Here is a 12913-nt window from a genome sequence, read left to right on the forward strand (position 1 = left end):
GCGCCATTCAGAGATCAGCCCGGGCTCAGTCGCGATAGAGAATCGCCGACCCCCACGACAGGCCTACACCGAAACCGCTGATTGCCACGCGCTTCCAATCTGCGTCCAGCACGTGCTTTTCCAACAGCAGCGGAATGCTCGACGACACGGTATTGCCGGTCTCGACCATGTCCTTGATGAATTTCTCGGGCTCGCCCTCGAAACGCCGCGCCACAGCATCGACGATCGCCGCGCTGCCCTGGTGGATGCAGAACGCGTCGATGTCACTGGCTTGCAGCGAAGATTCGTTCAGCAGCTCGTGCAAATGCGCCGGCACCTTCAGCAAGGCAAAGTTGAACACCTGGCGGCCGTTCATGAAAAACACCCCGTCGCTGACCTTCAGGTGCGGCGCGCCGGAACCGTCGGTGCCGAACTTGGCCTTGCCCAACTGCCAGCTGGCGCCTTCGGCCATCCAGGTGGCCGTGGCGGCATCGCCGAACAGCATGGTGGTGTTGCGATCTTCCGGGTCGACGATTTTCGAATACGGGTCGGCTGTAACCAGCAGCCCGTTCTTCAGCCCTGCAGCTTCCATGAAGCCTTTCAAGGCATAGATGCCGTAGACGTAGCCCGAGCAGCCCAGCGATATATCGAACGCCGCCACATGGGTCGGCAGGCCAAGTTTGTCCTGCACGATTGCGGCGGTGTGCGGCAACCCCTCTTCATCGCCGTTCTGGGTGACGACGATCAACGCGTCGATCGACTCGCGCGAAAGCTGCGGGTTATTGGCGAACAATGCGTTCACGGCTTCGACACAAAGGTCCGAAGTCTCCTGGTCGGCGTCTTTGCGCGGCAGGAACGCCGAACCGATCTTGCCAAGGATGAATTCTTCATCCTTCTCGAATTTGGCACCCTGAGCGTAGTTATCCACACCAGCGGTCGGCACATAACTCGCTATGCTTTTTATGCCAATCATCATGGCTTCCCGATCATGTACTGCGACTAGGTTCACCCCCGAAAGCTCAGGGGCGCTTCAAAAATGGTTGATTTCCAAGGGCGGACGCCTTGTCCGGCGAACGAACAGGCCTCCACTCCGGGAATACAATACAGTGAAGATGCACTTTATGACCTATGCGTCACGCCGTTTTGTCCTGAAGGAGCATTTTTTCATGACAAACGCAGCCGCGTCACTCCTGTAATGGTGCGCGGCGGCGTCAGGGAATTCTGGGGGGGTGTTGGTGCACTTCGGCGAAGGCGCCGGCAGGTTTTACCTGCCGGCGTGGCTGGGAAGCCTCGTAAGGCAGGGTTATGCGGCAGGCTCGTCCAACAAGTCGGTCCACGGTACGTTGCGCACCGGGCCCAAGGTGAAACCGGTGCCGTCCAATGCCAGGTTGCCATTGTAGAAACGATCCTGGGCAAACGCCTCGGACCACTTCTCACGCAGCGCCGCCAGAGTCTCAGGCGTACTCGCCAGCACACCGGACTGGATGACCAGCACGTGTGGCGTCCATACCGTCAGGTAGCCGGCCTGGCCGACCCTGAGGCACAGGTCGACATCACCCAGGGCCTCGTCGAACAGACCGCTGTCTACGCCGTCGGCAGCTTCGAACAACTGCTTGGAAATCATCAGGCAGGCAAACGACACCGCCGAACAGTTCTGCTCGACCACCAGCCTGTTCATGTAGCCCCTGGCGTGCTTCGGCTCGCCGACGAAGGCAGAACCCACTGCGTCGTTCAAGCCCAAGATCAGGCCGGCCTGGGTAATACGTCCATCGCGCTCGATCAGTCGGGGACCGACCACGCCGACTTCCGGACGCAACGCCTGATTGAGCAGCGATTCGATCCAGTTGACGTTGACCATTTCGCTGTCGGCCGCCAGGGTAACCAGGTAGTCACCCTTGGCCTCTTGGCTGGCAGCGTTGATCAGCGACCCGGTCGCGACGCCCGCTTCGATATCCAGCAAACGAACGCGACTGGCCTGGTGCCCCTGGCCGTCGAGCCAGGTACGCAGTACGGAATGGTTTGCCGCCCCGGTAGGGACCAATACTTCGTAGCGCTGATAGCGGGTGCGTTGCAGCACGCTGAGCAGGCAGCGTTGCAATACCGGCAGGTCAGCCCTGCCATGGACGATGATCGACACCAGCGGTCGCTCGGTAAAGCGATAGTCGATCTTGTGAGTACCGGCTATTACCGCGCTCACGTCGGCTTGATACCCACGAACCGCCAGATGACGCAGCAATGTCTTGCGCTCATCGACGTTGTCTTCCACCGGTGGCGCCTGGCCTATCAGCAGCGGCTCATCCAGGTGGGCAAGCCCTTCCAGGCCGTCCTGCTCGATCAGACGCAACAACAGATCGAACTCCATCGCCTTCTTGAACTCACGGGAATAACCGCCGAGCTTCACCAGTGTCTCGCGGCGTACCAGCCAATGACGAGCCATCAACGCCGGGTAGTTTTGCAGCAGGTCAAGGTTGAAACCGGGTCGGAAGATATCGGCCAGCCTTCCATCCGGCTGGCGCTGAAACTCATCCATCGCCACGGCCTGGCACTGTGGAGCGGCGAGCAATTCCACACTCGCCCGGAACAGGCCACCCGGCGTCAGCTCATCGCCGGCCTCGGCCATGACCATCCAGTCGCAATCGCTCTGGTTGACCACTTGATTGATTTTGTCGACGTAGTTGCTCTCGTTGACTTTGACGAAATGCAGGACGTTCTGTGGCGTCGTCTCGGCCGGCAAGTCACCGCTGGTAAACACGACAATCTTGAACGCCCGGCAATAGCCATTGATTACGCTGTCGAAGGTGGCCTGCATCTTGAAGATGTCGGCGTCCAGGTCGAGGATCAAAATGCCAAACGTAGGGCCGCCGTTTCGAGCAGCCAGGTACTTGGAGACTTTTCGCGCTTCGCTGGCGCTCGGTTCGCGCGCTTCTAGCCAGCGCAGCAGTTGGCCGGAGCGCGTGGCATCGAACAACCTCGCGGTATTTTCAAACGCCGCCGCCTCGAGCCTTTGCTTCCAGGCCTGGAGCATCTGCACGTAGCGCTCGTCACCCTTGGCCTGCATGACTTCAAGCAGTTGTTTCAGGAGATCCTGGTTGAAGGCATAGCTCAGGAAGGCTCTCGCCAGCTGTTCATCAAGCGGCTCGGCGCTGGTGTTGCGCTGGGGGCGAGACAGCTCTTTCTGCTTGAGCATGACGGCTTCCAGTTCCGTCAACTGCACCAGCCCGCTCGGTGCCGCGTGAAGCAGGAATTCCAGTGCGGTGAGGACGTCAAAAAAAGCCTGGTTATAAAAAGGCAACTCGACGTATTGCGTCGGTTCGAAACGACGAACCGGTTCGCCACGTCGCGAATCCCAGATCGACTCGAACAGTTTTCCGGCCTGCGGCACCGAACGCTCGTCCAGCTTCTTGACAATGGCCTTGGCGTACTCGCGCACCGACACATCCGTGCCGAGGGCACTGGCCAGCGTCGTGGCCAGGCGCTCCTGTTCAGCGACTGCCAGCATGTCCTGGGCGCCAGGCGCCACTGCGGGGAGGCTTCGCGGCTTTGCCACGCGATTGCGCTCATGCACACCGTAGGGAAGGTCCAGCAAGCGGACCCTCGCCTGAGCCAACACCGCCAGGGAGTGGCCGGCCTCTTGTAACCGCGAATCAAAACCGGCGGGCAACGAAGCGTAACTGCGGCGCAGGGTTTCAGTGCGCGTCAGGGCGTTCACCAAGGACGGGCAATCCTCGGCAAACACTGCCAGGCGGGCTTGCACTGAGGCGTCGCAATAGTCTTCACAGCCCTTGCGGTCGAGCAAGTAATAGTCGATACGGTCGGCATGGGCTTCGAACGCCAGGCTGTAGCCTTGACAGGCGCTGTAATCGGTCTGGGCTTCGAGGAAACCCAGCGCCTGCTCAAGTGCCTGGGGCAACAGGAAACTCTCGACATCGAGAATCGCCAGGTAAGGCGTGGCGATTCGCTCGACGGCCTGGCGAACCTTGTCACCAAAACCCTTGGCGGCGGGCGCGTGCAGATATTGCACGGTGGGAAATGCTGCCTCGATATCAGCGTCGATCCGGCTCGACGAATCGACAACCAGTAATGCGAACGAACTGTCGCGGTAATAGCGCAACGCTCGCCGCAGGGCAGTCGACTGGTCGTGAGCGAGCAGCACCAGGGTAATCCGTTCATTCAACGGCGCAGTCGATCCGGTTGAGACATTGCTTTGCATATTGATTCCTTAACGAGTGGATGGCCGCATCAGCGACACCGGAGTTTCGAGCTTGCAACCCATCAATCCGGCAACCATCCATTGGCCCAGTACTGCAGGTTATCGCCGCGCAAGATAAAGTCGCGCAGCACCACTTCACGTAATTCGTCACCCATCCGGTAACTGGCAATCGGATCCGCCAGGTGCATGCGGATGGCCGCCAGCCATTCTTCGGTGCTGTTGCTGAGGACCCGCGTGCAAGGCAGGTGACCTCGGTAGGCTTCGGTATCCGAACAGATGACCGGATAGCCGCACGCACCGTACTCCAGCAGGCGCAAGTTGCTTTTGCAGTCATTGAAAATATGAAATTCCAGCGGCGCCAGGGCCAGGTCGAGATTAAGACTGGCAAGCTTCGCCGGATAAGCCGCCAGGCTCACACCAGGATGGAACTCATGGATATACGGCTTGAGCAAATCCGGGCACATGCCGAAGAAAACCCACTCCACTTCATCGGCCAATTCCCGAACGACATCCGCAATGAGTTCCAGATCGCCACGGTGGCTGGTGCCGCCGCCCCAACCGATACGTGGCTTGCTGGAGGTTGCCCGCTGGGGCCTGAGTTGGTTCCACAGGCCGGCGGCCAACATGTTCGGCACGACGCGGATGTCGTGGTGCATGCTGGACAAGACGTCCGCCAATGGATGGGTGGAAACCACCACTCGATCACATAGGGCAATCCCTTTGCGCAGCAAGTCCTCGAGGTTGTCCGGCATGTTGCGACGGTGTTCGTTCTTTTCCGGAACCTTGGCGATGTAGTCATCCAACTCGTAGATGCGCATGGCCTTGGAGTAAGTCTTGACTTGGGCAATGTCCTTGAACTTACCCACGTTGTAGCGACCTTGAAGAATGATCACATCCGGCGACTGGCGCTCGATGTCGATGATCGAGGGCGTATCGTAGGCAACACGCCCGACGATTCGACCCGCTGCTTCGAGTTCGAACAACGGTTGGCTTACCCGGTAATGCCCCACGGCCGAGGTATTCACCGCAAGCCCGAGGATCGAAGGTACGTTGCGGGTAACCAGCGGATTCCATCCGGTACGTGGGCCGGGCTCCAGACTGAAACTTTTCCCGGTCAGGGTCAGGTTACGGTTGTAGGCCGGATCGTTGGCGATCCTGGGCAACCAGCGCTGATAGAACGCCTCCTGTTCATGCTCCAGCCGCTGCTTCCAGGAAGCATCGCGGCTGGCTTCCACGCCGGACGCCAGGACAACGTCACAGTAAGGCGTGGTGACGATCAGGTAACCGTCTTTACTGACTTGTTGACATAACTCCAGAGCGTTGATGCGCTGCGTCGTGATCGACTCATCGAACCCACCGGCTTCCTCCAGGACCTGCTTGCGCACCAACACGCAGTGATCACCGACAGCACTCCAGTTCTGCACAGCTTGCAAGCGCTGCATATAGCCGCCAGACGTTACCGATTCGTTGACGAACGCCCTGCCCGCCAACCCACCCAGCCCCATGATCATGCCGGAGTCGATGACCCGGCCTTGCAGGTTGAGTGTGCGCGGGCCGACGATGCCGACCTCGGGACGTTGGCCATGATTGAGCAACTCGTCCAGCCAGGCGGCTTCCAGCACGACGCAATTGGGGTTGAGCAACAACAGGTATTCGCCGCGCGCCTGTTGCGCGGCGAAGTTGCGGATCAGCGCTTCGCTGGCACTTTCGGGATGGGCGAATATTCGCAGCTTTTCACTGCCCAGCTCAGCCATCGCCCGGAGCCAATGCTGCAACTCGGGATTTTCACTGGCGTTGTCGACAATGATGATTTCGTAGTGCGGATACGTGGTGGTGCTGATCAGGCTGTTGACGCAACGTTCCAGCGCGCCCAGGTCATCCTTGACGCTGATGATGATCGACACCAGCGGTCGCTCGGAGAACAGGTATTCGATGCGCGGGATCAACGCCAGGAGCGGCCCGGGATGAAGCTGGTGGGGCACGCCGATACGCTGCAGGTGGGTGGTGGTCAGCCGGGCGTTCTGCTCGATGACTTCCGGTAGCGACAGCCACTGCGCAAACGAAAACGTCGACTCGACCTGGACTTCCGGAATATGGCCGATGACCTGCGGTCCGTCCTTTTCCACCAGTCGCCAGATCAGGTCATGGGGCGCCAATTCGCCCAGGCTCGGATCGAATCCACCCGAGGCGAGGAATCGCGCACGCTCGAACGCCAGGGTTCGACCGACATAGGGATAACCGCGCATCAGGTCGAGATTGAAGTCGGGCTTGAAGATCGGCTCCGCCGACTTGTCATCCACCAGCGCGCCTTCATCGCTGTAGATACAGGCAGCCGCCGGCGAGCTGACAATCCGGTCGGCCAATATCAGCAGCGCCGAATCGGTCAAGCGATCGCCGGCACGCAACAAATAGAACCAGTCGGCGCCGTCCAGTTGCGGCAGAAGCCCGTTGAGCTGCTGCGCCCAGTCCGCTTGCAGGCCAAGGCGCAGCACATGGTTGTCCAGCGCCTGGCGGCCGTTGGACAGCAGCAGCACCGATTCGCAGGCATAGGTTTGGGCAGAGAGACTCTGCAACGTAACACCCAACGCACCAGGATCGTCCTGCTCGTCGATGATGACGGGCACGATCATCGGACGATAGGCCCAGCGGGCTATCTGTCGGGACAGGACCTGCTTGCGCAATGGGCTGAAACGCCGACATTCCAACCACTGCACATAGAGGTCCGCGTAGCTTTCGATGTCCGTGCCGACTTGCGAGCCGATGACGCCCTGCCGAGTCGCAATGACCGAATAGACGTTGATCTCTTCCCACTCGGACGTCGCTTGCTCCTTGTCCCGCTCCAGGGCCTGGTAGCGCACCCAGCCACTGGCGGGCGCCGGCTCGCTGCTGCGTTGGGCGAGCATTTCCTTGAGCCATGTCAGCTCGACCGTGGCCGCCTCAAGCATCTTGGCCTGACGCGCAAGACGGTCCGGATGCAAGCGCTGGCCGCTGCCCTCAGCATACAGCTGGACCAGATTGCCCCGGCGCAACAGGCAGATGAACAAGGCAAAATCCAGGACCGCCTCGAAGCCTTCACCGGGCCGCGCCAACGCTGGCAGCAGGGCCTCGACATCAGTCCGACGCATCAATGCGCCGCTCAAACCGCCGAGAATGTTGCGGGTGGTTTTCTCAAAATACGCCAGCATGTCGCTGCCGTTGAACATCGCATCGAACTGCGTGATGCCGGTGTTTTCAACGCGGATCGGCAGGGCAAAGTTGTCTGCATCGATCAAATGATGCTTGTTGATCACCAGCGATACTTGCGGATGCTCCTGCAGGATGGCCGCCTGCTGGCTGACGCAAAACGCCAGCAACTGGTCGTCATCGCAAAGGAACTTGATGTACTCGCCCCGGGACTCATCAAGGCAGCGCAGCAGGTTTTGCTGGAACCCCAGCCGAGTCGGGTTGGGCAGGTAGCGCAACGCAACCTTCGAGTCGACGCCGAGCTCCTCGACGATCCGCTCGATTCCATCGGTGCGGCAATCGTCGCAGATGACGATCTCAAGGTTCTCGTAGGTCTGCTCGAGCGCGCTTTGCAAGGCGAGGCGGAAAAAGCGTGGGTGGTACGCGGGGATGGCAATGCTGACAAGAGGAGCTAGTTTCACACGCTTGGCTCTCAACCGGTGGGCGCCAACTCAGGCGAGAGCAGGACGTCCTGAATCGTATAAATGAAGGGGTAAGGGACCGCGTATAGCGTCACGGTCCCTGCCCTGGATCACATCTTGTTGAACAATCCCAATTGAGCGATCTTGCTGAACGCCAACTGCGACGCTTGAAGCATAGTCTGCTGCAAAGTGAGGCGCGTCATCACTTCCGCCGGGTCGGAGTCACGGATCGCCGACTGGGTTTGCGAGTTGGCGAGGACAAAGCTCTGGTTGGTATCGCTCTGGGTATCGAGCGACTGACCGCGTCCGCCGACCGAGCTCAATGCACTGGTCAAGTGGTCGGTACCGCTGGCCAGGTTACCGATGCCCGAAGCCAACGCCGCGTTCAGCTTCTGGACAGCGATGTTGTTGCCATCGGCCGGCGTGTTCAAAGCAGTCCGCAACTGGCTCACGGTGTCCAGGACGTTCTGCGTCTCGTGGGTATTGACCGCGATGCTGAACTGATCGTTGGCCGCCGGGGCTCCATTGAGTGTGAAACTCACGCCGGATGCGGTGGCGACGTTGCCCGCCAGGGTGCCACTGGACACCGGTTTGCTGTCTGCGGTCAGTGGCGCGGCGTACAGGTCGAAATCCGTGGCGCTGGTGAATTTCAATACCGCCGAGCCTGTCGGGAAGCTGGCGTGGTAGGCCACCGGGTCGGTGATCTGGCCTGCGGTGATCTGGGTCGCGGTGGCGTTGCCCGGGCCGCGGGCCGGCGTGAACGAATCGGGTTTGGCGGCCAAGGTGAAGGTATGACCGGGCAACACCGTGCCTGCAACATCGCCCGCATGAAGGTTGACGTTCAGGGTCAAGTCGACACCTCGAAAGCTCACGGTCTGGCCGGCCTGGCTGTTGGGATCAATAGCCCCGCCCTTGCTGGCTTCGGCAGTCACATCGTTGCCGCCTGAGTCAGTGATTTTCAGCTGGGTGCCGCTGGTGAACTCCACAGTGTACGGTTCGCCACTGCGGAATTGGCTGTTGTAGCTCACGCCGGAGGACACTTGGCCGTTGGTCAGCACCACGCGCCCATCATCCACCGCCGGCGCGGTCATGGTGACCTGGGTGCGGCTGGTGTTGACGGCTTGCTGGAACACTTCCCAGCCGGTGCTGTTGGTGGCCATGGTCATGGTGTCGCCGATCGGCAGGTCCAGGGTCACCTGGTCGCCGTTGTAGCTGTAGGTGCCATCGTCGTTGCGGGTAAACGGTACGACATCGCCCTTGGAACCGGCGAAGATATATTTGCCGTTTTCGTCCTTGGTGTTCATCAGGCTCAGCAACTGATCCTCGATCGAACCCAACTCCGAAGCCACTGCTTTACGGTCTGCGTCGGTGTAGGCGGCGTTACCGGCACTCACGGCCAATTCCTTGGCGCGCTGCAACACGTTGCCAATGCTGGTCATGACCGCTTCGGTCGTGCCCAGGGTCGCCTTGATGGTGGTGACGTTGGCTTCGTATTGAGAAAGCATCGACGCCTGGTTGCCTAACTGCAGCAGGCGCGAAGCCCCCACCGGATCATCAGCGGCGGTGTTCACCCGCACGAGACTGCTGGCTTCCTCGCTGCTCTTGACCACCTTGGCGAAGTTTTTCTGATAGTTCGCAGCCGTGCTTTCGTAGAACTGAGAAGTAGAAATGCGCATGGGCTACGGCTCCTTAAAGACTGTTGATCAGTGTGCTGAAGATTTGTTGCGCCGCCTTGATGATCTGCGAAGACGCGGTGTAGTACTGCTGGAACTTGACCAGGTTGCCGGTTTCTTCATCCAGGTCCACGCCCGACAGCGAGTCGCGGGCGGTCTTGGCGTTGTTCAGGATTGCACCCGTGGCGGCGCTGTCGAGCTTGCCTTGGGCGGCCTTGGCGCCGACGCCTTCCACCAGTTTGCCGTAGGCATCGTTCAGGGAAATACCCTTGCTACTGGAGCCGGTGTCGACGGTCTTGGCGGTCTGCAAGCCGGCCAGGATCGTACCGTTACGGTTGTCCAGGCTGCCGGGCTGGCTGAGGCTGATGTTGATACCTGAACCATCGGATGGCGCGCCGGCAATCGACATGTCGAACGTGACGGTACGCTGCACCGGAGGTACGGACGAGTCGAAGATCGGCGCGCCTGTGGCGTCCTTGAGCGGAACGCTCAGGCTTAGGGTGTTGTTCTGGCCGGGCGTGATCGTGCCGCTGCTGATCAAGCCGCCCTGGGCATCGAGCAGCCGGTAGGCCTGGCTGGTGCCACCGGCCGAAGTCGCCCCGAACACCACTTTGACTGGCATGGAATTCTTGATGCCGTTCTGGATGATGCTGGTGGTGGCCGCATCGTAGATGTCCAGTTTCGTCGTCATGGTTGGCTGGCCGCTGGCCGGAATGGTCAGCGTGCCGCTGCCGCCCGGCGTGATGGCGGCGCCCAACGGCGCGGCAATCGCCAGCCGCTTGGAGTCGGTCATCTCGGTCTTGATGTTGGTCGCCGCGTTGCGGGTCGGGGTGAGCTTGAACGAGTCGCCGACGGCCGCAGTGCCGTTGGCAAAGGTCATGGAAAAACCGTCGATCACCGGCGGCGGCGTGGTCGCGGTGTTGAACGCGCCCATCGAGGTGCCGTCGGGCAGGCGCTGGACGGTGTAGTCCGTGCCGCTGGTGAACGTCACCTTATAGTCGTTGGTGGTCAGCTTGCCGGAGTCTGTGATGGCGATGTTGAAGTTGCCGGAGCCCGCGCTGTTGTTCAACGAGGCAACGCTGCGCTGGCTGATCTGCGCGGCGCTGTTGATGTTGCTGAACAGGTTGGAGCCAAAGGCCCCGTTCATGTCGATGCCCGATGCCTGGATGCTGTTCATCTGGTCGGCGACCACCAGGGCCACGCGCCCCAGCTCGTTCATGGCCGGGTCGAGCACGGTACTGCGGTAGCGCATCAAGCCACCGATCTCGCCGCCAGTGAGCACCGACGTCAGGTCCATGGAACTGGAACCGCTGTTGAGCTGGATCCCCATGCGGCCTGGATCGTTCTTGTCCGGTACTGCTTCGAGTTTATTGGTGATATTGCCCATCACCAGTGGCTGGCCGGAACCCAGGTAGATGTCCAGGCTACTGCCGTTCTCGACGACCTGCGTGCCGGTGAAGGTCGAGAGCTGGCGAATGGTCTCGCTACGGGCGTCGAGCAGGTCGTTGGGGGCGCCGCCGGCGTTGGAAACCTCGGCGATTTTCTTGTTCAACTGTGCAACGGTAGCCGCCAGGTTATTGACCTGCTCGACCATGTTCGACAGGTTGCCGTTGATGTTCTCGCTCTGCGCGGTCAGCTGGCTGGCAACCGAGTTGAAGCGGTTGCTCAGGGCCTGGGCATCGCTGAGCAGCAACTGGCGGGAGGCATCGTCGCCTGGCTTGGCGTTGACGTTCTGCACCGAGGCGAAGAACTTGGTCAGTGCGCCATTGAGGCCGGTGCCGCTGTCCGACAGCAGCGAATCGAGTGGGGTGATCTGCCCCTGATAGGCCGCCGCATCGCTGTTCAGCGAGGTGGTGGTCTTCAGTTGTGCTTCAAGGTACGAGTTATAGACCCGGCGCACGTCAGCCAAGGTCGTGCCGGAGCCAATGAACACGTTGCCGTACTGGTTCGACGCCTTGGTGGTCTGCACGGTCTGCTGACGCGAATACCCAGCGGTATCAACGTTGGCGATGTTGTTACCCGTGGTCACCAGTGCGGTCTGGCTTGCGGACAGACCCGACATCCCGATATTGAGCAAACTCATGGTTCAGACCTTATAAAGTCGTGGTGGCACCAGCCGAGGCGTAGTTTTGGTAACTCGTCATCTGCCGGGCTATGTTCGAAATCTTGTTGGCGTAGTTCGGGTCGGTGGCGTAACCGGCCTTCTGCAACTCGCGTACAAACTGTTCCGGGTTATCGGCCGACTTCAGCACAGCTTGATAGCGGCTGTTGCTTTGCAGCAGATTGACCAGGTCATGAAAACTGTCGCGGTACGAGGCGTAGGAACGGAATTCGGCCGTCTCCTTGACCATCTCGCCATTGCGGAATTCGCTGGTGATGGCGCGCGCCGAATCGCCCGTCCAGTTCTTGCTCGCCTTGATGCCGAACAGGTTGTGGCTGCTGCTGCCATCGGGCTGGCGCATCACCGATTTACCCCAGCCGGTTTCCAGCGCGGCCTGGGCCACCAGGTAACGTGGGTCGACCCCGATGCGGTCGGCGGCTTCCTTGGCCATCGGCAGCATGGCGTTGACAAATTCATCGGCATCGCGGAAGGCCTTGCGCGCCGGCGCCAGCGGTGGCTGGGCCACGGCGCGACTATAGACTTGCATGTCGCCCTTGGGCTCGGACGCCTTGAGCGCCGCCAGCCAGTCGCCATTGGCCAGCTCACCGGAAGCCGGCTTGACGGCGGCAACGGCGCGGTCAGGCAGGATGTTCTGAGCGGGCGCCTCGGTCGAGGCCGCAGCCGCAGGCACCAGCCCGGCGAGCAGGCGGTCGGCCAATTTCGGCGGCAGCGCCAGGCGACGCTGGTTGAGCAATTCCATATCGTTGCGGTGCACGCCCTCGCCTGCACCTTGCGGTGTGCTCACGGCCCGCGAAGCCCACAGCGGGCGCTGGCCATTGGTGCGCGACAAAGGCCCGTCGGTGGGCAGCGTTCCGGCGGCCACCGGCGTTACAACCGGCTTGGTCACCTTGTCCAGCGCCTCTTGCTGCTTGGCGGCGGACAACGTAGCCGCCTCACCTGGCGCCGTCGGTTTGTTCTTCGACATCTGGCGCAGCAGCACGTCGGCCAGGCCGATGCCGCCACCCTCGCGCGACATCGAAACGGCGAGCTGCTGGTCGTACATTTCCTGATACTGCTTGGCTTCGGCAGTATTCATCGGATTGTCCTTGCCCAGGGCCTCGGTGGCCGAACGCATGGACTTGAGCATTTCGCCGAGAAACAGCGACTCGAATTCCTGCGCCACTTTGCGCAGGTTGCCTTCGCTGTTCTTGTCGCCGACCTTGAGCTGGTTCAGGCGGTTGAGGTCCGAGTAGGACCCCGAATCGCCGCTGATCAAGGCGCCTTTGCGCATATCCACCATGACCGC

The 12913-nt window shown here is 60.8% G+C and carries 6 protein-coding genes; all 6 read right to left on the reverse strand.

All coding sequences use genetic code 11. The features are described 5' to 3' along the window. Positions 1 to 25 precede the first annotated feature (25 nt). Entirely contained in the window at positions 26 to 952 is a 927-nt protein-coding gene (locus J3P97_RS19300; protein WP_163006878.1) for a ketoacyl-ACP synthase III, read from the reverse strand. Positions 953 to 1282: 330 nt separating this feature from the next. Then, entirely contained in the window at positions 1283 to 4189 is a 2907-nt protein-coding gene (locus tag J3P97_RS19305; RefSeq protein WP_434672529.1) for a TIGR00180 family glycosyltransferase, read from the reverse strand. A 62-nt stretch (positions 4190 to 4251) separates the two neighbouring features. Next, positions 4252 to 7833 carry a glycosyltransferase gene (locus J3P97_RS19310; protein WP_434672530.1) on the reverse strand — a complete coding sequence of 1194 codons (3582 nt, stop codon included), beginning with the start codon at positions 7831 to 7833 and terminating at the stop codon, positions 4252 to 4254. Between the two features lie 110 nt (positions 7834 to 7943). After that, complete coding sequence (locus J3P97_RS19315) at positions 7944 to 9509, reverse strand: flagellar hook-associated protein 3 (protein WP_434672531.1); 1566 nt, start codon at positions 9507 to 9509, stop codon at positions 7944 to 7946. A gap of 13 nt (positions 9510 to 9522) precedes the next feature. Continuing rightward, positions 9523 to 11589 carry a flagellar hook-associated protein FlgK gene (flgK, locus tag J3P97_RS19320; protein ID WP_434601473.1) on the reverse strand — a complete coding sequence of 689 codons (2067 nt, stop codon included), beginning with the start codon at positions 11587 to 11589 and terminating at the stop codon, positions 9523 to 9525. Between the two features lie 10 nt (positions 11590 to 11599). Further along, entirely contained in the window at positions 11600 to 12907 is a 1308-nt protein-coding gene (gene flgJ / locus J3P97_RS19325; RefSeq protein WP_434672532.1) for a flagellar assembly peptidoglycan hydrolase FlgJ, read from the reverse strand. Positions 12908 to 12913 lie beyond the last annotated feature (6 nt).

Origin of the sequence: Pseudomonas sp. R1-15, from assembly GCF_051132085.1 — a bacterium.
In the GTDB taxonomy this organism is placed as follows: Bacteria; Pseudomonadota; Gammaproteobacteria; order Pseudomonadales; family Pseudomonadaceae; genus Aquipseudomonas.